Annotated in this window: 23 protein-coding genes; 17 read left to right on the forward strand and 6 right to left on the reverse strand. The window is 53.4% G+C overall.

Features of this window, described 5'->3' with window-relative positions; translation table 11 throughout:
* Positions 1-39: 39 nt before the first annotated feature.
* Positions 40-1,752: an ATP-binding cassette domain-containing protein gene (locus tag HII27_RS02085; protein ID WP_185666305.1), complete on the reverse strand. Its 1,713-nt coding sequence runs from the start codon at positions 1,750-1,752 to the stop codon at positions 40-42.
* A 407-nt stretch (positions 1,753-2,159) separates the two neighbouring features.
* Positions 2,160-3,854, reverse strand: coding sequence for an NAD-dependent malic enzyme (locus HII27_RS02090; protein ID WP_185666306.1), 1,695 nt, complete (start codon positions 3,852-3,854; stop codon positions 2,160-2,162).
* Between the two features lie 296 nt (positions 3,855-4,150).
* Here HII27_RS02090 and HII27_RS02095 point away from each other — a divergent pair, with 296 nt between their 5' ends.
* The 3 genes from HII27_RS02095 (at position 4,151) to HII27_RS02105 (ending at position 7,308) form a co-directional block, all read left to right on the forward strand.
* Positions 4,151-5,197: an NAD(P)-dependent alcohol dehydrogenase gene (locus tag HII27_RS02095; RefSeq protein WP_185666307.1), complete on the forward strand. Its 1,047-nt coding sequence runs from the start codon at positions 4,151-4,153 to the stop codon at positions 5,195-5,197.
* A gap of 121 nt (positions 5,198-5,318) precedes the next feature.
* Positions 5,319-6,212 carry a LysR family transcriptional regulator gene (locus HII27_RS02100; RefSeq protein WP_185666308.1) on the forward strand — a complete coding sequence of 298 codons (894 nt, stop codon included), beginning with the start codon at positions 5,319-5,321 and terminating at the stop codon, positions 6,210-6,212.
* Positions 6,213-6,318: 106 nt separating this feature from the next.
* On the forward strand, positions 6,319-7,308 hold the full coding sequence (locus HII27_RS02105; protein ID WP_185666309.1) for a zinc-dependent alcohol dehydrogenase family protein: 990 nt from the start codon (positions 6,319-6,321) through the stop codon (positions 7,306-7,308).
* Positions 7,309-7,338: 30 nt separating this feature from the next.
* On the opposite strand, the gene HII27_RS02110 is transcribed toward HII27_RS02105, so the two are convergent.
* Positions 7,339-8,364 carry an SDR family oxidoreductase gene (locus tag HII27_RS02110; protein WP_185666310.1) on the reverse strand — a complete coding sequence of 342 codons (1,026 nt, stop codon included), beginning with the start codon at positions 8,362-8,364 and terminating at the stop codon, positions 7,339-7,341.
* 63 nt (positions 8,365-8,427) lie between these two features.
* Between HII27_RS02110 and HII27_RS02115 the strand changes: the two genes are divergently transcribed.
* Positions 8,428-9,396, forward strand: coding sequence for an AraC family transcriptional regulator (locus HII27_RS02115; protein ID WP_185666311.1), 969 nt, complete (start codon positions 8,428-8,430; stop codon positions 9,394-9,396).
* Here HII27_RS02115 and HII27_RS02120 read toward each other — a convergent pair.
* The gene (locus HII27_RS02120) at positions 9,377-10,135 is read right to left on the reverse strand and encodes a class I SAM-dependent methyltransferase (RefSeq protein ID WP_185666312.1); all 759 of its coding nucleotides are present in this window, start codon (positions 10,133-10,135) and stop codon (positions 9,377-9,379) included. The genes HII27_RS02115 and HII27_RS02120 overlap by 20 nt on opposite strands.
* A 102-nt stretch (positions 10,136-10,237) precedes the next feature.
* On the opposite strand from HII27_RS02120, the gene HII27_RS02125 reads away from it, so the two are divergent.
* The 4 genes from HII27_RS02125 to HII27_RS02140 all read left to right on the forward strand — a co-directional run bounded on the left by HII27_RS02125 (position 10,238) and on the right by HII27_RS02140 (position 12,712).
* Positions 10,238-11,023, forward strand: a complete 786-nt coding sequence (locus tag HII27_RS02125; RefSeq protein WP_185666313.1) for a helix-turn-helix transcriptional regulator — start codon at positions 10,238-10,240, stop codon at positions 11,021-11,023.
* 65 nt (positions 11,024-11,088) lie between these two features.
* Positions 11,089-11,559 carry a MarR family winged helix-turn-helix transcriptional regulator gene (locus HII27_RS02130; protein WP_185666314.1) on the forward strand — a complete coding sequence of 157 codons (471 nt, stop codon included), beginning with the start codon at positions 11,089-11,091 and terminating at the stop codon, positions 11,557-11,559.
* Entirely contained in the window at positions 11,556-12,311 is a 756-nt protein-coding gene (locus HII27_RS02135) for a class I SAM-dependent methyltransferase (RefSeq protein WP_185666315.1), read from the forward strand. The genes HII27_RS02130 and HII27_RS02135 overlap by 4 nt, the downstream gene beginning before the upstream one ends.
* Positions 12,308-12,712, forward strand: coding sequence for a thioesterase family protein (locus HII27_RS02140; RefSeq protein ID WP_185666316.1), 405 nt, complete (start codon positions 12,308-12,310; stop codon positions 12,710-12,712). Before HII27_RS02135 ends, HII27_RS02140 begins: the two co-directional genes overlap by 4 nt.
* 46 nt (positions 12,713-12,758) lie before the next feature.
* Here the strand turns inward: HII27_RS02140 and HII27_RS02145 are convergent, their stop codons facing one another.
* The gene (locus HII27_RS02145) at positions 12,759-13,736 is read right to left on the reverse strand and encodes an NAD(P)H-dependent flavin oxidoreductase (RefSeq protein WP_185666317.1); all 978 of its coding nucleotides are present in this window, start codon (positions 13,734-13,736) and stop codon (positions 12,759-12,761) included.
* Positions 13,737-13,884: 148 nt separating this feature from the next.
* Here HII27_RS02145 and HII27_RS02150 point away from each other — a divergent pair, with 148 nt between their 5' ends.
* From HII27_RS02150 to HII27_RS02165, 4 genes are all read left to right on the forward strand, one after another.
* On the forward strand, positions 13,885-14,778 hold the full coding sequence (locus HII27_RS02150) for a LysR family transcriptional regulator (protein WP_185666372.1): 894 nt from the start codon (positions 13,885-13,887) through the stop codon (positions 14,776-14,778).
* 84 nt (positions 14,779-14,862) lie between these two features.
* Positions 14,863-15,186, forward strand: a complete 324-nt coding sequence (locus HII27_RS02155; RefSeq protein ID WP_185666318.1) for an antibiotic biosynthesis monooxygenase family protein — start codon at positions 14,863-14,865, stop codon at positions 15,184-15,186.
* On the forward strand, positions 15,179-15,562 hold the full coding sequence (locus HII27_RS02160; protein WP_185666319.1) for an amino acid-binding protein: 384 nt from the start codon (positions 15,179-15,181) through the stop codon (positions 15,560-15,562). The genes HII27_RS02155 and HII27_RS02160 overlap by 8 nt, the downstream gene beginning before the upstream one ends.
* A complete protein-coding gene (locus HII27_RS02165; RefSeq protein WP_223883121.1) occupies positions 15,555-16,268 on the forward strand; it encodes an ArsR/SmtB family transcription factor in 714 nt (237 codons plus the stop codon). The genes HII27_RS02160 and HII27_RS02165 overlap by 8 nt, the downstream gene beginning before the upstream one ends.
* Before the next feature lie 47 nt (positions 16,269-16,315).
* Here HII27_RS02165 and tam read toward each other — a convergent pair whose 3' ends face one another.
* The gene (gene tam, locus HII27_RS02170) at positions 16,316-17,074 is read right to left on the reverse strand and encodes a trans-aconitate 2-methyltransferase (RefSeq protein WP_185666374.1); all 759 of its coding nucleotides are present in this window, start codon (positions 17,072-17,074) and stop codon (positions 16,316-16,318) included.
* A 77-nt stretch (positions 17,075-17,151) separates the two neighbouring features.
* On the opposite strand from tam, the gene HII27_RS02175 reads away from it, so the two are divergent.
* From HII27_RS02175 to HII27_RS02195, 5 genes are all read left to right on the forward strand, one after another.
* Positions 17,152-18,189, forward strand: coding sequence for a S66 family peptidase (locus HII27_RS02175; protein ID WP_185666320.1), 1,038 nt, complete (start codon positions 17,152-17,154; stop codon positions 18,187-18,189).
* A 269-nt stretch (positions 18,190-18,458) separates the two neighbouring features.
* Positions 18,459-18,986, forward strand: a complete 528-nt coding sequence (locus HII27_RS02180) for a hypothetical protein (RefSeq protein ID WP_223883122.1) — start codon at positions 18,459-18,461, stop codon at positions 18,984-18,986.
* A 38-nt stretch (positions 18,987-19,024) separates the two neighbouring features.
* The gene (locus HII27_RS02185) at positions 19,025-19,120 is read left to right on the forward strand and encodes an AraC family transcriptional regulator (protein WP_317983831.1); all 96 of its coding nucleotides are present in this window, start codon (positions 19,025-19,027) and stop codon (positions 19,118-19,120) included.
* A 100-nt stretch (positions 19,121-19,220) separates the two neighbouring features.
* Positions 19,221-19,799, forward strand: coding sequence for a cytochrome b (locus tag HII27_RS02190; RefSeq protein ID WP_185666321.1), 579 nt, complete (start codon positions 19,221-19,223; stop codon positions 19,797-19,799).
* 13 nt (positions 19,800-19,812) lie between these two features.
* Complete coding sequence (locus HII27_RS02195; protein ID WP_185666322.1) at positions 19,813-20,364, forward strand: tetratricopeptide repeat protein; 552 nt, start codon at positions 19,813-19,815, stop codon at positions 20,362-20,364.
* Positions 20,365-20,374 lie beyond the last annotated feature (10 nt).

Genomic DNA, 20,374 nt, shown 5'->3' on the forward strand with positions numbered 1-20,374 from the left:
AAACCCGGCGTCGCTGTGCTCGGCCGGGCTACGGGTCGGTTAACTTAACTGATTATTGATGTTGGCAATCTCCTCTCGCCAGCGCTGCTGTAACTGCGGTTTCTGATGTTTCGGCTTACGCGCCAGGTCTTCGGCTAATCGCCACTCAAGCTCAATTAAGCGCTCCAGCAGGTCATCTGCCTCCGAGGTGATTTTCTCATCTGGCTCTGCTGTCGTACGCGGAGCATCAGGGCAGATGCGGTGACGAAGCTGTTCGTACACTTCATCCGCATCGTGCCACTCGCTGAGTCCGTTCTCGTCAATTAACCAGAATCGGTTACAGCTATTGCTGATCAACTGACGATCATGGCTGACCAACAGCAGGCCGCCAGGGTATTCTCGCAGCGTTTGCGCCAGCGCCTCTTTGCCATCAATGTCCAGATGGTTTGTTGGTTCATCGAGCAGCAGCAGGCTGTAACGAGCAAGGGACAGGCCGATAAACAGCAGGCGAGAGCGCTCGCCGCCGCTTAAGGTACTGACCTTTTGCCCGTGACGCACCCAGCCAAAGCCAGCGGAAATCAGCGCGCGTTTACGTGTTTCTGCATAGGGCTCGAACGGTTCAAGCGCATCCAGCAGGCTGTCATTATCATCGAGTTGGTTCAGCGTCTGGTCGTAATACCCGGGCTTCAGGCGCGGGTGCGGCTTCAGTCCGGCCTCCGTCGATTCCTGCTGCATTTGCCGCCAGAGCAGGCGTAACAGCGAAGATTTACCGCCGCCGTTGCGCCCCATAATGGCGACACGGTCGCCGCTTTGTAACCGCGCAATACCGGTGGTAAACAGCGGTGGAAGCCCCGGTGCCGGCGGTACTGGAAGATTATCCATCTCCAGCAAGCGGTCTGCCCGCAGCGCATCGCCGTGTAGCGCGAGCGTCCATGGTGTGCCAGCGGTGAGTTCTGTCTGACTCTCCTTCAAGCGCGAAACCTGTTTTTCCATCTGCTTGGCTTTACGCGAGAGATCTTCGTTGTCGTACACCCGTCCCCAGGTGGCCAGCCGTTTGGCGCTGGCGGTGACGCGGTCGATCTCTTTCTGTTCTGCCTTATGACGCAGCGCATCGCTTTCGTCCTGCTCCTCCAGCGCCTGACGGGCGGCGGTGCAAGGCAGTGAGAAGGCATGCAGGGTTTTATCACGCAATATCCAGCTAGTATTGGTGACGGCATCCAGCAGGGGATTATCGTGTGAAACCAGCACGAAACTGCCGCTCCAGCTATTCAGGAAGTTTTCCAGCCATAGCAGCGTAGGCAGGTCGAGGTGGTTACCCGGTTCATCCAGCAGCAGCAGGTCCGGTTGCAGCATCAACGCTCGCGCTAACAGCAGTCGGGTATGCTGGCCACCGCTGAGCGTTGCGGCAGGATGCTCAATCTCATTGGGCGCAAACCCCATCTCCATCAACAGACGTTCCGCCTGCCAGCGCTGGCTTTCGCGCTGTGAAGCGGGTAGTTGCGCCAGTACGGCTTCAATCAACGGCTGGTTGAGTAGTGCATCAGGAAGATGCTGTTCTACGCGCGCCATCAGGCAATGGCTGGCTAACGCAACGTGCCCGGAAGAGGGAACGAGCGTGCCGTCCAGTACCTGTAACAGGGTACTTTTGCCGCAGCCGTTGTAGCCGATAAGGCCAATACGGTCGCCTTTTTTCAGGGTAAAGGAGAGGTCAGTAAAAAGAGGGCCGAACGCTGTCTCAACGTGAAGAGATTGTGCAGTTAGTAATGTGCTCATTTGCTTACTCAAGAGTTACAGGCATGGGAATGCCTCGTCAAACATCGCTGACGATAACTAAGTAAGCCCGAGGGAAGGGTTTAGGGATTGGTGTCTTCGCTCAAGCAGAAGTTATCGCAGCACGATACCGATAACGCTTGAGCTGGTGCGATCACCAAATGTATGTGAAACATTGAAAATTTCACAGTACAGCATAATTAGCCTCCTTTTAGTGTTGTCAGGTTGAAAGGTGATGGCAGTGTAGCGGCAGTGTGAATATTAATCTAGTGAATATATCATTAGTTACAACATACATTTTAAGGGGTGTACATTACACAAGATAAAGCATCGTGCTAATCATCATTTGTTCAACAGGGGCGGGAAGGAATAACCCGGCGGCGCTACGCTTGGCCGGGCTACAGGGGGGGTTAGATGGAGGTTCGACGGTAGCTGCGATATTCCGGCAGCCAGAAGTTCTCATCTATGGCTTCTTGCAGAGCGTCGGCGGAGGTATTGGTGGCGACACCTTGTTGCTGCGCCATTTTGCCGACCGCAAACGCAATCGCACGGGAGACTTTATGGATATCTTTCAGCTCTGGCAGCACCAGACCTTCACCGTGGTTAGCCAGCGGGGAATGCTTCGCCAGTGTTTCGCTGGCCGACATCAGCATTTCGTCGGTAATACGCGACGCACCGGAGGCAATCACGCCCAGGCCAATACCCGGGAAGATATAGGAGTTGTTGCACTGGGCGATAGGATAGACGGTATCTTTCCAGCTGACCGGTGCGAACGGGCTACCGGTGGCGACCAGCGCCTGACCGTCGGTCCAACTGATGATGTCCTGCGGCGTGGCTTCAACGCGTGACGTTGGGTTAGACAGCGGCATTACGATTGGACGCGGACAGTGCTTATGCATCTCGCGGATAACTTCTTCCGTGAACAGCCCGGTCTGGCCGGAAACGCCAATCAGAATGTTTGGCTTCACGTTGCGCACAACGTCGAGCAGGGAGATCTCGTCGTTGTCATGCTGCCAGCCCTGAATTTTTTCCTGTTTCTGCGCCAGTTTGCTCTGGAATGAGAGCAGGTTAGGCATTTGGTCGGTCAGCAGACCAAAACGGTCAACCATAAACACGCGGCTACGTGCTTGCTCTTCGCTCAGCCCTTCACGCTGCATCTGGGCAATGATCTGCTCAGCGATACCGCAACCTGCAGAACCCGCGCCCAGGAAGACCACTCTCTGCTCATTCAACTGGCTACCCGCCGCGCGGCTTGCCGCAATCAGCGTGCTGACGGTGACCGCCGCGGTACCCTGGATATCATCGTTAAAGCAGCAAATTTCATCGCGGTAGCGGTTAAGCAGCGGCATGGCGTTTTTCTGCGCGAAGTCTTCGAACTGCAGCAGCACGTTTGGCCAGCGGTGTTTGACGGCCTGGATGAAATCATCCACGAACTGATAATACTCGTCGTCGCTGATACGCGGGTTACGGCAGCCCATATACAGCGGGTCGTTCAGCAGCTGCTGGTTGTTGGTGCCAACGTCGAGCACTACCGGCAGCGTGTAGGCCGGGCTGATACCACCGCAGGCGGTGTACAGCGAAAGCTTACCGATAGGAATGCCCATACCGCCGATCCCCTGGTCACCCAGGCCCAGAATACGTTCACCGTCGGTCACCACGATCACTTTGATATTGTGGTTCGGCACGTTCTGCAGAATATCGTCCATATTGTGGCGATTCTGGTATGAGATAAACACACCGCGCGCGCGGCGGTAGATTTCAGAGAAACGTTCGCAGGCGGCGCCAACGGTTGGGGTGTAAATCACCGGCATCATCTCATCGAGATGGTTTTCAACCAGGCGATAGAACAGGGTTTCGTTGGTGTCCTGAATATTGCGCAGGTAGATGTGCTTATCAATTTCAGTTTTGAAACCCTGGTACTGGATCCAGGCGCGCTCGGCCTGCTCCTCAATGCTTTCAACAACCTCAGGCAGCAGCCCGAGCAGGTTGAAGTTGCTGCGTTCTTCCATGCTGAACGCGCTGCCTTTATTCAGCAGGGGAAATTCCAACAGAACAGGTCCCGCGTAGGGAATATAAAGGGAACGATTTTTATTGCCTGGTAACATCTTACGTAACTCCGTTGTCTTTCACTCCAGCCCCTCTAGCGGGCCGGCAGAAACTGCAGCGCGCAAGATTATAGAGCAATGGTTAACGTGATGCTGACAAATTGGCAGGCAAGGCACAAAAAAGCGCACGATCGTTTACAACTTCGCCAATTAACCCTTTGTGCGATGGTTGAGGCGGACGTTTATTCATGAACTAAGCTCATGACGGTATTGCACCAGCGGGCATAGTGTCAGCGAACAATGTGCGATAGGTTGTACTCTGGCTGAAAGTTAAACACGATATGAGAGGTAACGTCATGAAAGTGTTAGGTTATGCTGCGACAAACCCGTCGACACCGCTAGCGCCATTCACCTTTGAGCGCCGCGAGCCGCGCCCGGATGACGTGGTTATTGATATTCTCTACTGCGGCGTATGTCACTCGGACCTGCACCAGGCGCGTAACGACTGGGGGTTCAGCACCTATCCCATTGTTCCCGGACACGAAATTGTGGGGCGCGTACGTGCAGTCGGCAGCGGAGTGACCAAATTTAAGCAGGGCGATCTAGCCGCTATTGGCTGCATGGTCGACTCTTGCCGGGTCTGCCAACCGTGCCAGCACGGGCTGGAGCAATATTGTGAAGAGGGTAACGTCCAGACCTATAACGGCCAGGACCGTCACGACCATTCCACGACTTACGGCGGATATTCGCAGTCGATCGTCGCCAGTCAGGATTTCGTTCTGCACTTGCCAGAAAATATGGATCTGCAGGGCGCAGCGCCGCTGCTGTGCGCCGGTATCACCACCTGGTCGCCACTGCGTCACTGGAAGGTAGACGCCAACAGCAAGGTCGCCGTCATCGGTTTAGGCGGGTTGGGGCATATGGCCATCAAGCTTGCCAGCGCGCTGGGTGCGGAAGTGACGCTGTTTACCCGCTCGCCGGGCAAAGAAGCCGATGCTCGCCGTCTGGGCGCTCATCATGTGGTGGTCTCTACTGACCCGGCGCAAATGGCCAACGTGCAAAATCAGTTCGATCTGATTATTGATACCGTGCCGTACGTTCATGAAGTCAATTCCTATCTGCCAACCCTGACGCTCGACGGCACGCTGGTCTTCGTTGGTCTGCTGGGCGATATGCCAGAAACCAGCACATTGCCGCTGTTGCTGGGCCGTCGATCTGTCGCTGGCTCCTGCATTGGCGGCATCGCTGAGACGCAGGAGATGCTCGATTTCTGCGGCAAACATGGGATTGTTGCTGATGTAGAAGTGATTGATATTCAAAACATTAACGCCGCCTTTGAGCGCATGCTGAAAAGCGATGTGAAGTACCGTTTTGTTATCGATATGGCTTCACTGACGGCCTGATATTTCGTCACGGGTCTGCATGGATTCGTGACGTTGTCACTAAACATCCTCGATTTACCCATCATATCCTCCAACGTATACTCTTCTTACCGCCTTCCTCCGCAAACGGAATCTGTCAGCTATGCGCGCTAATATTACGGAATACATGGATATTTTTGTTCATGTTGTTGAATCGGGGAGCTTTATCCGGGCTGCAGAACAACTGCAGATGCATCGCCCGGCGGTGAGCAAAGCGGTTCAGCTGTTGGAAGAGGAGTTGGGGGCAAAACTCTTGAATCGCACCACCCGCAAACTGAGTCTGACCAGCGAAGGTGAGATGTTTTACCAACGAGCGAAAGTACTGCTGTCTGAGATGACCGCGCTGATGGCAGCGTATTCACCCATGACGTCGGTACGTGGCAGCCTGCGGCTTGATTTTCCGCTAACGCTGGCGCATTCGGTGTTAATCCCTGCGCTTGATGAATTTCGCACCCGATACCCGGACATCGAAATTGTGCTGACCTCATCCGACCGCCGGATCGATCTCATTACCGAAGGCATTGATTGCGTCGTACGGCTGGGAGAGCTTGAAGATTCGAGCTTTATTGCCCGTCGGATCGGCAAAGTAGCGATGGTCACCTGTGCCGCGCCCTGCTATATAGCACGTTTCGGCAGGCCGGAAACGCTGGAAGATCTGGCGCAGCATAAAGCAGTGAATTTCTTTAGTGACCGCAGCCGTGAGGTGATGCCGTGGAAATTTGTGGTGAACGGCGAGACGATTGCGAAACGGCTGGAAAGCGCAATTCTGGTTGATAACTCCGATATTCTTTTAACCTCCGGACTGGCGGGGATCGGGCTGATTCAGGGCGTGGATGCCGCGCTGCGACCCTATATCGACTCAGGCAGGTTGGTTCCGGTATTAACTAACGCCCCCAGCGCACCGAAAGCCGTGTCAGTGCTTTACCCTGATAAACGCCACTTATCACCGCGGGTAAGCGTGTTTATTGATTGGTTTAGCGAACTTTTCAGCCGCTAAGAATTGGTAATCCTGCGGCAACACAGCCGTAAGTTTCTATGGCTTTTTCCCTCGCCACGTCGGACGTACAGTGAGTCTCACGAATATTCCCCTATGAGGCTTTAACATGGCAAAGATCGTTACCTTTAACCGCACTGGCGGCCCGGACGTCCTGGGCATTACCGATATGGCAGTCGCCGCTCCTGCAACGGGAGAAGTGCAGATTCGCGTCAAGGCTATCGGCATTAACCGCGCCGAAGTGATGTATCGCACTGGACAGTACGTGATAGAACCGCAGTTCCCGGCAAAATTGGGCTATGAAGCGGCGGGGATTATCGAAGCCGTTGGTGCAGACGTCAGCGAGTTCGTGGTCGGCGATAACGTAAGCGTCATTCCTTCCTTTATGTTTACCGAGTACGGGATGTACGGTGAATTAGTCAATGCGCCGGCTCATGCGGTGGTAAAACATCCTGAGAATCTGACCTTTGTAGAAGCTGCGGCCAGCTGGATGATGTTTATTACTGCCTACGGAGCATTGGTTGAGTACGGTCATCTACAGGCCGAACAGTTTATCGTCATGGGCGCGGCCTCCAGCAGCGTGGGGATTGCCGCCATTCAGATTGCCAATATGCTCGGCGCTCGCCCGATTGCGCTGTCACGCACCAGCCATAAAAACGAGTGGTTGCGTAACGCTGGGGCCGAAGCGGTGATTGCTACCACCGAACAGGATCTCACGGCGGAGTTGAACATGCTAACGCAGGGCGCTGGCGTGAACCTGGTCTTTGACCCGGTAGGCGGACCAGACGTGGCGAAGCTTGCCGCTGCGATGGCGATGAACGGCACCTTCTACCAGTATGGGGCGCTGGATGCCCGTGACTTATCAATTCCAGTGATGGATATCCTCGGTAAACACCTGCAATTCAGAGGTTATGAACTTTTTGAGATCACCACTGATGCCGAAAAAATGGCGCGGGCGAAAGCCTTTGTTTACGACGGACTGAAGTCTGGTCAACTGAAACCGGTTATTGATAAAACCTTTGTGTTTGAGGAGATTGCCGAAGCCCATCGCTATATGGAAGCCAACGGGCAGGTCGGGAAAATAGTCGTGACACTGTAACTAATCACACTGGTGTAGGCCGGATAATGCCTACACCAGATTAAGTGCAATAAGGCTTTCAGCGGTAGCAACAATTGCCTTATGCGGGTCACGCGGTTTCCAGCCCAGCCGCGTCGTTGCCTTTTCGTGGCTCACGCTCATATCAACCCCCAGTAATTTCACCATTCCCTGCATCACCGGATTTTTCTCCGCTGCGGCGCGAACCATCTCATCGCTCATTGGCAGCGTCGATACCTTACTTGCCGCATCGCCCAGCGAGTGTTTCAGCGTTTGCGCCACATCGAGGATCGTCAGGCTATGCCCGGCGCTGGCAAGAAAACGTTCGCCGTTGGCTGCAGGATGCGTCATCGCCAACAGGTGCAGGTCGGCAACGTCGCGCACATCCACGAAACAGGAGTTGATATTCGGGCAACCTGGTTCACCCTCCAGCATGTTTTTGATAATGCGGGTAGAGTGGGAATAGTCGGCGCCTAATACCGGCCCCAGCACCGCGACCGGGTTAATAGAGGACAATTCCAGGCCGTTGCCTTCGCGGGCAATAAACTCCCACGCGGCGCGTTCGGAGAGCGTTTTTGATTTCTGATACGGCCAGACATCACCGCTGACGTCGCTCCAGTCGTTTTCGGTAAACGGGCGAGGATAATCCGCCGGATGGCCGACGCCGATAGCGCCAAACGCTGAAGTTAATACCACGCGCTCTACACCCGCATCCCGGGCGGCACGCAAGACGCGCAGGTTGCCGTCGATGGCCGGATTCACCCAATCGGCCTCTTCGGTCTGGCCGCCAGAAGGGGTTGGTGATGCGCCGTGCATCACGAAGCGACAGCCTGCAACGGCATCGTCCCAGCCATTGTCAGCGGTCAGATCCGCTACCACAAACGACAGGTCTGCGCCTGGCTCAACGCCACCTTGCTGTAAATTGCGGCGCACTTCCTCTTCACGATCTACGGAACGTACGGTGGTGCGTACCTGATATCCGTTATTCAGCAGAGCAATAATGCAGTGTTGTGCGATAAAACCGGTGCCGCCGGTAACTAAAACGCGAGCTTTACTCATAATACAATTCTCTTAATGCGATGGGCTTGAGACATAGATTAAGCAGCACCAGGCGTATTGTGAATGCTTGATAGTCCGCTTGAGTTGCGCGATAGTACGGGAATGAACATCGACCCGTTTTCTGACATTCTCAAACTGACGCGCGCCGAATCACTGGTGACCGGTGGGTTTACCGCCGGTGGCCGCTGGGCGATGCGTTTTCCTGCACCGGATAAAATCAAATTCTTCGCCATTCTTCGCGGCCAGTGCTGGGTATTACTGGAAGGTGAACCGCAGCCGATCCTGTTTTCCACCGGTGACGTTGGCCTGTTAAGCGCTAAGCGGGCATTCGTGCTGGCGAGCGACCCGGAGGTTGAACCGATTGATGCCATGAGCGTTTTCTTTGGGCCTGGTAAGCCCCATGCGCCTATTGGTGAAGGGAACGACGTTGAGCATATTGGCGGTCACGTGCTGCTGAACCCAACCAGCGGCAAACTGCTAACGCACGTCCTGCCGCCGTGGATCCACGTTCCGGCAAACTCGCCGCAGGCCACCTCGTTTCGCTGGCTGTTGGATCAACTGGTGCAGGAACGTCTTCAGTATCAGCCCGGTTCGCAGCTGGTCTCAACCCAACTGGCACAACTGCTATTCGTGCAGATTTTACGTGCGCATCTGCAAAATAACGATGCGTTACCCGCCGGTTGGCTGCGCGTTCTGGGCGATCGTCGATTGAGTCCAGCGTTACAATTGATGCACGGCGAGCCGGCGCGCGCCTGGCATCTCGATGAACTGGCTAAAGCCTGCGCGATGTCACGCACGGTATTTGCTCAGCACTTTCGGGAAACGGCTGGCATGACGCCGATTGCCTATCTGACCCAATGGCGTATGAGGCTGGCAGAGCAGGCGCTAAGCGAAGCGGGCGAGCAGGTGGCGGAAGTGGCCCAATCGCTCGGTTACGCCTCGGTTAGCGCATTTAGCAACGCCTTTAAGCGGGAAACCGGTTTGTCGCCAAAAGCATGGCGACAAACTGCCATTAGCGCGCCTGGAACATAATGGTGTCGCTGACAAAACTGCCGTCGTCGGCGATCGCAAAGTGCGTGCGCACCTCGTCGGAAACTTTATCCTGCAGGTAGCGAATGGCGCCGACAATATTCTCCGGGGTTTTCATCCGCGCCACCCAGGATGAAAATTCCAGGTGCAGCGTATCACCCACCAGTTTATCAATCATCATGCCGCGTCCGTTGACCATCGCCAGCCATTCGCCCTGGGAGTAGTTGCGGATGTGCGACGGGTCACGCAACATCTCAATAGTTTGCAGCCAGATATCGAGCATCGGTTTGCCGGGTGAGGCGATATCCATCATGATAAAACGCCCGCCAGGCTTCAGAACGCGGCGGATCTCCATCAGCGCGGCCTGAATATCGTGCCAGTGGTGCGCGGAGTAACGGCTAATCACAATGTCGAAACTGTTGTCGGCAAACGGCAATACTTCCGCTGGGCCTTGTGAGCAGGTTATGTTCATCAATTGACGATTTTTTGCCTCTTGCTCCACAACCGCCAGCATCCCTTCGGATAAATCATACGCGGTGACCTCTGCGACCAGCGGAGCGGCAGTAAAGCTGGCGTGCCCGGCACCGCAGCCAACATCCAGCAGATGCGCCTGCGCGTCATCGCTTAACCATTCGGCCAGGCGACGTAAATCGGCCCCCTGGGCGTGGACGTTACTCTGTAAATAGGCGGCGGCCTGGCCGCTAAACTGTGACTTTACCAATGCTTCATGATGGTTGCTCATACCGGGCTTCCTCTGTTGTTATGTTCTTGTTAAAACGGACTATACGCCGGGATTAATACGGGTACAATATTGCCACTTATACTGGTATATCGAGTTACTACCATGGACAACACGGGACTGAAAGGGCCTGAGGCGCTAGGGGCATTTTTACGCGTCAAACGGGAAAATACCTCACCGGAAATGCTGGGTATTCCGGTGCTATCACGTCGCAGAACAAAAGGGTTGCGGCGTGAAGAGGTGGCGCAGATGAGCGGGATCAGCACCACCTGGTACACCTGGCTTGAGCAGGGACGCGACATCACCGTTTCGGCGCAAACCCTGTCGGGGATTGCCTTCGCGCTCCAGCTTAAACCGGCGGAACGGGAATACCTGTTTCTGCTCGCTCATAAAAGTGACCCGCTGGTTGAGCAGGTTCCAGCGGTAGAACAGACGATTTTGTCCGCCGTCAACGCGGTATCTGAACCTTGTTATCTGTTGGATCTCACCTGGCAGGTACTCTCCTGGAATCCCGGCGCTGCAGCGCTTTTTGCCGGGTGGCTGGACGTAGATTCAGAGCCGAATATGATGCGCTTTATGTTCCAGAACCCGCTGGCGCGTGAACTGGTCGACAACTGGGAGGTCCGCGCGCGCCGGATCGTCGCCGAATTGCGGTCCGACGCAATTCACTATCCTAGCGATGCAACGCTCAATGCCTTTGTGCAGAAAATGAGCGACAACAGCAGCGATTTTCGTGAATTCTGGTCGCAACAACAGGTAATCGTGCGGGAGGGCGGTGAACGTATTTTCCATCATGCTACACGCGGCGATCTGATCTATCGCCAGCTCAGTTGGCAGCTAGCGAGTAACCGAGCGCTTAAAATGATCATGCTGGTTCCTGATTCGCGGTGATTTGCATTTAAAATGCATTAGCGCTAATGTATTTTCATTCAATCCATGAATGAGCACCGTAACGTATGAAAAATGCCCCTGGCTTAGGCGAATTACTTCGCTATACCGCTGAGCTTATCGATAGCGGTTCAGAAGCCGCCTACCGCGAGATGTCTCTCGACTATCGGCCACGTTATACCCCTGTACTGCGCGCGCTGGCTGCGGGGGCGATGACGGTCACCGACATTACCGCCATGACGCACCTGACGCAGGGGGCGGTGAGCCAATCCGTCTCGCTGATGGAACAGGACGGTATTTTGCGCAGAGGCACTCTTGAAGACGGGCGCAAAAGTGGCCTGTACCTGACCAATAGCGGTGAGGCGCTGGTCAGTCAGCTCAAATCTCACTGGCAAACTCTTTTTACCGCCATTCATCAGCTTGAGAAAGAGGTGGGATGGCCGCTTTTACAGGTGCTCGAGCAGACGGCAAAAGCGCTGGAAGAAAAGGATTTTGCTCAGCGTATCGTTGAAGCAAAAGTCAGGGGAGGCAGTTTATGAGTGACAACGTCACGTTAAAGAACTGGTTCGCACAGGGAGGCAGCGACTATGCTCGCTATCGACCTGAATATCCTGCGGCGCTGGGTGCCTATCTGGCGAGTCTGTTGCCAGTTCGCGCCAGCGCGCTTGACGTAGGCTGCGGTACGGGTCAAATGACCAGATTACTGGCAGAACACTTCACCAGCATAGTGGGCGCCGACCCTAGCGATAGCCAATTAGCCAGCGCTGAGCGACATCCGGCGATCCGCTATGTAGCTGCACCGGCAGAGCAACTGCCCGAGGAATTAACCGGTTTTAACCTGATCACCGTCGCACAGGCAGCGCATTGGTTTGACCTCGACGCATTTTACCGCGAAGCACGCAGAGTTAGCGCGCCGGGTGGCATACTGGCCTTGATTAGCTATGGTGTGATGCAACTGGATGAAGAACTCCAACAGCGCTTTCACCAGTTTTACTACGATGAAATTGGCCCGTACTGGCCAGCTGAGCGCCAGTTAGTGGATGAAGGCTACCGCACGCTAGCGTTTCCATTTACAGAAATCCCGACGCAGGCGATGACCATCAATCTGGCGTGGCCGCTGAAAGGGTTACTAGGGTATATCTCAACGTGGTCGGCGGTGAAAAGGGCGCAAGAGGCCGGAAAATCAGCGCTAGTTGAAGCGTTTAGCCAGGATATCCGTCGCCTGTGGGGTAACCCGGAGACGTTAAGGCAGATTGTCTGGCCCATCAATATGCGGGTAGGTGTGCTATGACCGAACTACCAAGCGGCATTCGCTACCAGGCCCAATTCACAGTACAACCAAAGCACACCGTTCCTGCCGTCGACCCGGGCTGGCCAGGATTTGCCGACATGCCGCCGGTGCTGGCAACCGCGATGATGATTGGCTTTATGGAGCAGACCTGCGTTGAGGCGCTGCGGCCCTATCTGTCAGCTAACGAACATACTGTCGGCACCGGCGTGGAAGTGCGGCACGTGGCGGCAACGCTGGCAGGCGATACCGTGACGGCGACCGTTACGCTGGAAGATGTAGACGGGCGTTTTTTGCGGTTTCACGTCAGTTGTCATGACGATCATGGGCTGATTGGCGAGGGTACGCATCAGCGGGCGCTGATTGACCCAGTGCGGTTTATGCAGCGGTTAATGGCGAGATAGAACGGTGTTGCGGCCAGGGATGAGCCTGGCCGCACTCATCCTGGGCTTAGGCTGTGAGTTGCTCAACCACGTCGGCAACGCTTGCCACTTTACGAATACCGCCAATCCCGGTTCCTAAAGAGACATAGCCGTCATCGGTATTACCTTCCAGCATCCCCACGCGAAGACCACGCAACCCCCCCATGGTGTTGGCGAGTTCTTCTTTGCTGGCACCGGCTTTGTCCATCGCTACCAGCGTAGTCGTCAGCGTTCCCGGCAGTGAACGGTAGTAGTCTGGTACGGTACGAAACAGGCTGAGAGCCAGGCCGTTGGCGGCGACAATCTTATCCTTCAACGATGACGGTACGCGACTCTCCTCGGTGCTGATAAAGACCGAGCCAGCAAAAACGCCTTCTGCGCCCAGCGCATGCGCCGCGCGAGCCGTACGTTTATCAACGATGCCTCCGGCCGCCAGCACGGGTACCTTTTCCACCGCGTCAGCAATCAGCGGCACGATAGAAAACGTCCCCAGAATAGTGCCAGGCAATGTGCCACCTTCATCAAATCCTGTCGCTACGATAATGTCCGCTCCGGCACGTTCCGCCTCTCGGGTGTTTTCAGGAGTAGGGTTGATATCACGATAAATAATGGTAATGCCCGCCGCTTTTAGCTCGTCAAACAGTGCCGGAATAATCGTGCCATCGCCATATCCGGTGTAAACCACCACTTTCACTGCCTCTTCTTTGATAACCTGCAGAATCGCGGGCGTCCAGATATCGTTTTCCGCGCTTGGGATCAGATTCACACCAAAGGGTTTATCAGTCAGTTTTTTAGTTTTACGGATCTCTTCGCGCATTTTCTCCGCCGTGGCTTCCGGGGTTGAAACTGCCGTTTCCGCGGTTAACCCGGCGTTTGGCCCTAGCACGCCAAGGCCACCGGCATTGCTGACCGCTGCCACCAGTCGGGCATCGGTCAACCAGGAGAGTGGCCCCTGAATTACCGGTTTTTCAATGCCAAGAATTTCACAGATACGGTTATTTTTCATAATGTTATTTCCTTTTTGCAGCGCGAGTGTGCTGGAATGCGTGCAGTGTAAGCGTGTTTATTATTCTGAAAAATAGTGAAAATTGTGCATCACTATTATTAAATGGATAACAATCAATGCCTCGTTCTGGATGTTTGTCGCCATGCAGATAAATCTGTTTGAAAACATTAAAATTTTTATTGAGATCGTCGATGCGGGTAGCTTTAGCCAGGCCGCCGAAAACCTGCAGATTCACCGTCCGGCAGTCACTAAAGCGGTTCAGCAGTTGGAAAAAGAGAGTGGAGTGCGGCTATTACAGCGCACAACCCGACGTATCTATCTGACGCCGGAAGGGGAAGAATTTTATCGTCGTAGTAAGCCGCTACTGGCACAGGCCGACGATCTGCTGGAGTCATTTTCACCTGACCGTCCGCTGCACGGTCAGCTCCGGGTGGATATGCCTATCGCCTTCGCTCGCCTGGTAGTGGTACCGAATTTGCCTTCCTTGTATGCCGCACATCCGAATCTTGAGCTTATTCTCAGCAGCTCCGACATGCGGCGGGATATGTTACGGGATGGGCTAGACTGCGTATTGCGTATGGGTGACCTGGATGATGGCGATTATGTCGCACGATCCCTCGGCAATATCAAAATGACCACCTGCGCCAGCCCTGAATACCTTGCTCGCCACGGCACGCCGCAAACCCTGGACGACCTTCAGGCACACCACCAGGGCGTCAATTGGATCAACAGCAGCAGTCGGCAGGTGATGCCCTGGCGTTTTGAGTCGGCGACGGGCGTGGAAGAGATCGCGCTACCGGGTAAGCTTATCCTCGATAATTCAGAGGTATACATTGCCGCCGGACTCGCTGGTTTAGGGTTATTACAGGGGATGAATTTCTTCTTGCAGCCCTATATCGACAGGGGCCAGCTGGTTGAAGTATTGCCGAATTACCCATGTCCGCGGAGACAATTATCGTTGATGTATCCGCATCGCCATTTGTCGCATAAGGTCCGCGTCTTTGCCGACTGGGTAGATGGCCTGCTGGATGATTTGCGCTAACGCGGCATTCACATTTCGTTCCCCATCGAAGTATTAAGCTTGTTGCACGCTATAGTGGGCTTATTCCACCGACTGGAGATCACGATGATTGCCGTACTTTTTGAAGCCCACGCCGTTGCCGAAAGGCAAGCACGCTACCTTGAACTTGCTGCTGAACTTCGTCGGGAACTCGAAAAAATCGAGGGATTTATCGACATTGAGCGCTTTCAGAGCCTGAGCACTGAAGGGAAAATTCTATCGCTTTCCTGGTGGGAAAACGAAGATGCGGTTCTCGCGTGGAAACGCAACGTTCTGCATCAGGCCGCACAGCGTGAAGGCCAGCAAACGATCTTTGCCAGCTATCGTATTCGGGTGGTTCAGGTCATCCGCGAGTACTCATCTGAAACGAGGCGTTCCCATCATGTATGATCTCCACGTTATTATGCGTAATATTCCCGGAGAGCTGGGACGGCTGGGTTCAACCCTTGGAAAAATGGGGGTTGGGCTTGAAGGTGGCGGCCTTTTTAGCGTTGGTGACCACTCTCATGCCCATTTTCTGGTTGAGGACGGTGAGCGCGCCCGGAAGGTGCTGGAGCACGCGGGGATACCGGTAGCCGCCGTGACTAAGCCGCTGATTCGGCGATTAACGCAGGCACGTCCTGGAGAACTGGGTGAGATAGCCAGCGTGCTGGCAGAGCAGGGAGTTAACATCCGTGTACAGTACAGCGATCATGCTAATCGACTGATTTTACTGACAGACAATAACGAGCTTGCCGCTCATATCACCGGACAATGGGATGAATAAACCCCTCAGCAGTTCCCCGGCACAGAATGACGCCGAGGTACTTGAAAGCGCTATGTCAGAAGTGGCCACTGCGATGGCTGACCCTTCAAGGGTTAGCATGCTGTGCGCATTGATGGATGGCAGGGCCTGGACCGCGACGGAGTTGAGTGCGGTGGCCGACGTCGCACCATCTACCGCCAGCGCGCATCTGACAAAATTAGTGCAGGGGCGACTAATCGGCTGTTTGTCACAGGGTCGACACCGTTATTATCGGCTAGCGAGCAGCGAGGTCGCTATGTTACTGGAGACGCTGATGGGCGTTTCCATGCGCACACAGCCTGCAATGAAAATCAGTACGCCGGTACATTTGCGTAAGGCGCGCACCTGCTACGATCACCTGGCCGGTGAGGTGGCCGTCAGTATTTACGCTTTTATGCAGGAACAAGGCTGGTTTACCTCAGAAGGAACCGCGCTTTCGCCCGTGGGACTCACTGGCTTTCACCAGATTGGCGCGACGTTAAAAAACCAAACCAGGCGAAAAATCGCATGTGCCTGTCTCGACTGGAGCGAGCGGCGGCCACATCTGGGCGGCAATGCGGGCGCCGCGTTGCTGGCCGCTTTTGAATCTCATGGCTGGGTCGAACGTATTGAGGGTTACCGGGAAGTCCGTTTTACCGACGCGGGAAGAAGGGCGCTGGCGCGATTTTTTGCAATTCACGATGTTTAACCACGATAGTGATACCGGAAACCCGGTATCACCTGATGCCTTTACTTTCAGCGGGTTCGCTGCGCGACCATAAAGAGTCGTGGAAAGGCCAGCAATATCTTCCCGTCAGCCTGTTTCGAATAGCACTCCTGTAGCCGTTGATGATAACGCGCAAGATATAGCTGCTTTTCTTGCTCATTCAAATCCTGTATCCACGGTCGTAACCCTGTCGCGCTAACCCAATCAATAATCGCCTGATGTGAATCCATTTTGTGGTAATAGGTCGTGCGCCAAATATCCGCTTCGCAGCCGGCATGACTGAGAATGTCGTAATAAGCATGCACGCTAGGCAACGGATCGCGTCCTCGATTCGGATGCCCTTGTTCCTGAGCAACTTCACGCATCAAAACGTGGGAAGGTTCATCCCAGTTATAAGGCATCTGAACAGCAAGAAATCCTTTATTTTTCAGCAGACTAATGAGGTACGGGAGCAGCGTATCATGACCGGATATCCACTGGAGTGAAGCATTGGCATAAATCACATCCGGAGGCGTTTCCGGCTGAAAATGGCGGATATCTTCTTCAATAAAATGGCAGGTTGGTAATCGTTTTCGCGCTTCCTCGAGCATCGATGGCGATGAGTCAATTCCAGTAATATTGGCATTTGGCCATCGAAAGTGGAGTAATTCAGTGCTGTTACCCGGCCCGCAGCCAAGATCGATAGCAGAAACAACATCATTCAGTTGAACGCGAGCCAGCAGTTCAGCGGCAGGTCTTGAGCGTTCTGCACCAAACTGCAGATACAGCGTTGGGTTCCAGTCAGACATCATCAATTTCCTTAGCGGCGTTGTAGAGCACGTTGTTTATGGGATATGTTCTTAAAGTGTTAATAAGGAAATATTCCATGAAAATACGCATTCCGTCCAGGTTAGTTTCTGGCGATACCATCGCGATTACCGCACCATCCTCTGGCGTTCCTGCACATCTGCATCCACGGTTAGATCTCGCCATTAGCGCATTACGGGATAAGGGGTTTAGGGTGGTTGAAGGGCGCTGTTTACGCCATCAACATAAGAATAAGAGCGCCGATGAGCATCAACGGGCTGCCGAATTAATGCAATTTCTTTGCGATCCGGATGTGAAAGCCGTGATGCCACCCTGGGGAGGCGAACTGGCCATGGAGCTATTAGAGCTTATTGATTTCAATAAGTTAAACGACATTGAACCAAAATGGTTTAGCGGCTTTTCCGATCTCTCAACGCTGCATTTACCGCTGACCACCTTGTGCGGTTGGGCGACGTTGCATGGTCCCAATCTGATGGAGTTGGGTGCCAGAGAACTGGATAAAACCACGTCATTTGTATGGAAAATACTGGAATGCGAACGCGGGAGCACGGTAACGCAATATGCTTCAGAAAAGTTCCAGGTTGAAGCTAACCAATGGGGTACGGAAACAGATGCTGGTTTTAATCTGACACAACCAACGAAGTGGAAGCGTCTCGATGGCCAAAGCGAGAGTGTCACGTTTCACGGGCGTTTGATTGGTGGCTGCCTGGATACTATCGCCAGGCTTGCCGGCACAGAGTACGGCGACATAGCATCGTTTAAAAAACAGCATAGCGGCGACGGCGTAATTCTGTATTTTGAAAACGTCGAAATGGCGCCGTGCGAATTAACGCGAGCGTTATACAGTTTACGTTTGCAGGGCTGGTTCAAAACCCTCAGTGGTATCATGATCGGCAGAAGTGCTGGGCCGAATGTCGGCGACGAAAATCAACATAATTATCTCGACGCGCTGCGATCAGCATTGGGCGATGTGAACATTCCGGTGCTGTACGATGTTGATATCGGACACATGCCGCCACAGATGTCGCTCGTGAATGGTGCGATGGCATGGGTAACGTTTAGTGATAACGGTGGATTGGTAAAGCAGCAGTTGTAGGTTAAGGGTTGCGATGAGGCTGCGGGGCTAAAATAAGCCGGCTTTTGAGTAACACAATCACAGCCGAAAAATCCTGGATTTGTCCTGACTCTATGTTAGTGCGCATAATTTATATTATGTTAAATCATGTTGATTGCTAACTTACTTCATGAACCAAGATGGTTCGCATAAAATCATAGGGTTAAGTCTCCCCTTAATCTTTCGTTTGCTGGCATTATGTTTAAGAGCTATTTTCTTCATATCCACGAACTTCTCTGAGGATGTCTCAGATGTATATACTCGAACAGTTGAGTGTTGCTCCAAACCGGCGGATTTGGACATTGGTTGACACCACTACTAACTTACCGCTTCTGTTTCCACTTCTCTTTCTCATTGATCGCTTGTCTTTACGTTCCGAATCCACGCAGTCATCTACGCTACAGGCTCTAAAATTTTTTTATGAGTACTGGTATCAAAAACATGATGTTACTTTCTGTTTGAGTTTCCATCTGTCTGGATACAATCCTTCGATTGCAATTAGTGAGCTTGAAGCATTTCTTCATTATCTTGAATCAGGAAAGTTTGTGTTGCCTACACTCGGACGTGCTGTAATTAGCAAGCACAATACAAATATTAATCATGTACATGCAGTCTGCCGTTTTATCAACTATCTAATCAATACTTACGTTTCTTCTCGTTATATGGATGGCACCCCAAAAGAGCTTTCTCGTTACGCTTTACAATCATCTAGGCGTTTGTCGGCCTATCGTTCGGATTTTCGACCCAGCAAGCAAAAGCATTCAAACAAACATTTTTAAAGCAGCACCGTGAAAGTATTTCAGAGATTGCGGAATCTATCGGATATGTATCTATCCCATCATTTTCGCTGGCATTTCGTCGTTATACCGGCATGAGTCCGGGAGCCTGGCGCAGGCTGTCTCCAGTCGCATAAAAGAAGGGAGCTGTACTCAATAAGAAAAGAAAAAATATTTTCGAATAGATTCACCGGTTGCCGCGTTTACTCATCATTAACACACTGATGGAGTTCGTTTATGACCGAAATAACGCAACCTGTAAGGCGACAGCGCTACGACACCTTCACCCTGATCCTGCACTGGGTTACGGCAGCCAGTGTGATTTTTCTGTTTGCCAGCGCCCATATCTGGGAGCTGCTGGAACGGGGAACACCACTCAGAAAAGGGTTACAGGCGGTTCATATTTCCTGTGGGATTTTGCTTGCGTTGGTAATGGTCATTCGACCGTTATGGCGACTAGTCAGCCATATAAGCTCCCGCTTTTCTATGCCTCCGATTGAAGGTACTCGGCTGGCTAGAAGCCTTGCGCATGTGGTGCACGGCGCGCTTTACCTTCTCCTGTTAATACAAATAGTTCTCGGGTTTCTTTTCCGCTGGTCACAACAAGAACCCTTCCGATTCTTTGGGCTTTTTGATCTTTCTGGCTTGGTGGCAGTTACCCCCTCACTCCGACATACCCTGGCTCAGTGGCACGGTAATGTGGCCTGGGCACTGATTGCACTCGCTTCTGCACATGCATTCGCTGCGCTTTTCCATCACTACCTGTTACGGGACGGCGTACTGCGTCGTATGCTGCCCGGCCGCGCTTTTCGTTAATCAGGAGTTCACCATGAATCGTGTTTCGCTTATCTCTTCCGCTGCTCTGAGGCATTTTCTGTTGCCTCTGGCGTTTGTTCTGCTCCCTGCCCCTTCGGTTTTTGCCGCAGGTGACGATAATACAAATAAAAAAACGCCAGATTGTCCCTCCGGACAGGTTTACAACAGCACGACAAAGCAGTGCATGCCGGAGAAAACCAGTCAGCTCAATGATGAGGATAAAACTCGTTATGCTTACCATCTGGCCAAAAAAGGAGAATATCAGGCAGCCCTGAACCTGCTCGACACGCTAAAAAATGGCAATACCGCTGAGGCATGGAATTATCGCGGGTATGCCACCCGTAAGCTGGGCCGTACTGATGAAGGGATTGGCTATTATCAGCGTGCATTAGCACTCGATCCGGGCTATGCCAAAGTACGCGAATACCTGGGTGAAGCCTGGCTGGTAAAGGGGCGCCCTGACCTGGCAAGAGAACAGTTGAAAACCATCGCCTCACTTTGCGGTCATGGCTGTGAGGAGTACAGGGATCTACAGGCTGCCATTAATGGCCATCCCGAATCCTGAGTAATGGTAT

Source organism: Kluyvera sichuanensis (assembly GCF_014218705.1).
Taxonomy (GTDB): Bacteria; Pseudomonadota; Gammaproteobacteria; order Enterobacterales; family Enterobacteriaceae; genus Kluyvera; species Kluyvera sichuanensis.

Bases quoted from the DNA above. Each gene is read 5' to 3' on its own strand.
- HII27_RS02190 (WP_185666321.1), top strand. From the start codon at position 19,221: ATGACCGAAATAACGCAACCTGTAAGGCGACAGCGCTACGACACCTTC.
- HII27_RS02135 (WP_185666315.1), top strand. From the start codon at position 11,556: ATGAGTGACAACGTCACGTTAAAGAACTGGTTCGCACAGGGAGGCAGC.
- HII27_RS02125 (WP_185666313.1), top strand. From the start codon at position 10,238: ATGGACAACACGGGACTGAAAGGGCCTGAGGCGCTAGGGGCATTTTTA.
- HII27_RS02140 (WP_185666316.1), top strand. From the start codon at position 12,308: ATGACCGAACTACCAAGCGGCATTCGCTACCAGGCCCAATTCACAGTA.
- HII27_RS02085 (WP_185666305.1), bottom strand. From the start codon at position 1,752: ATGAGCACATTACTAACTGCACAATCTCTTCACGTTGAGACAGCGTTC.
- HII27_RS02160 (WP_185666319.1), top strand. From the start codon at position 15,179: ATGTATGATCTCCACGTTATTATGCGTAATATTCCCGGAGAGCTGGGA.
- HII27_RS02105 (WP_185666309.1), top strand. From the start codon at position 6,319: ATGGCAAAGATCGTTACCTTTAACCGCACTGGCGGCCCGGACGTCCTG.
- HII27_RS02180 (WP_223883122.1), top strand. From the start codon at position 18,459: ATGTATATACTCGAACAGTTGAGTGTTGCTCCAAACCGGCGGATTTGG.
- tam (WP_185666374.1), bottom strand. From the start codon at position 17,074: ATGTCTGACTGGAACCCAACGCTGTATCTGCAGTTTGGTGCAGAACGC.
- HII27_RS02095 (WP_185666307.1), top strand. From the start codon at position 4,151: ATGAAAGTGTTAGGTTATGCTGCGACAAACCCGTCGACACCGCTAGCG.
- HII27_RS02130 (WP_185666314.1), top strand. From the start codon at position 11,089: ATGAAAAATGCCCCTGGCTTAGGCGAATTACTTCGCTATACCGCTGAG.
- HII27_RS02115 (WP_185666311.1), top strand. From the start codon at position 8,428: ATGCTTGATAGTCCGCTTGAGTTGCGCGATAGTACGGGAATGAACATC.
- HII27_RS02145 (WP_185666317.1), bottom strand. From the start codon at position 13,736: ATGAAAAATAACCGTATCTGTGAAATTCTTGGCATTGAAAAACCGGTA.
- HII27_RS02175 (WP_185666320.1), top strand. From the start codon at position 17,152: ATGAAAATACGCATTCCGTCCAGGTTAGTTTCTGGCGATACCATCGCG.
- HII27_RS02195 (WP_185666322.1), top strand. From the start codon at position 19,813: ATGAATCGTGTTTCGCTTATCTCTTCCGCTGCTCTGAGGCATTTTCTG.
- HII27_RS02110 (WP_185666310.1), bottom strand. From the start codon at position 8,364: ATGAGTAAAGCTCGCGTTTTAGTTACCGGCGGCACCGGTTTTATCGCA.
- HII27_RS02120 (WP_185666312.1), bottom strand. From the start codon at position 10,135: ATGAGCAACCATCATGAAGCATTGGTAAAGTCACAGTTTAGCGGCCAG.
- HII27_RS02155 (WP_185666318.1), top strand. From the start codon at position 14,863: ATGATTGCCGTACTTTTTGAAGCCCACGCCGTTGCCGAAAGGCAAGCA.
- HII27_RS02165 (WP_223883121.1), top strand. From the start codon at position 15,555: ATGAATAAACCCCTCAGCAGTTCCCCGGCACAGAATGACGCCGAGGTA.
- HII27_RS02090 (WP_185666306.1), bottom strand. From the start codon at position 3,854: ATGTTACCAGGCAATAAAAATCGTTCCCTTTATATTCCCTACGCGGGA.
- HII27_RS02100 (WP_185666308.1), top strand. From the start codon at position 5,319: ATGCGCGCTAATATTACGGAATACATGGATATTTTTGTTCATGTTGTT.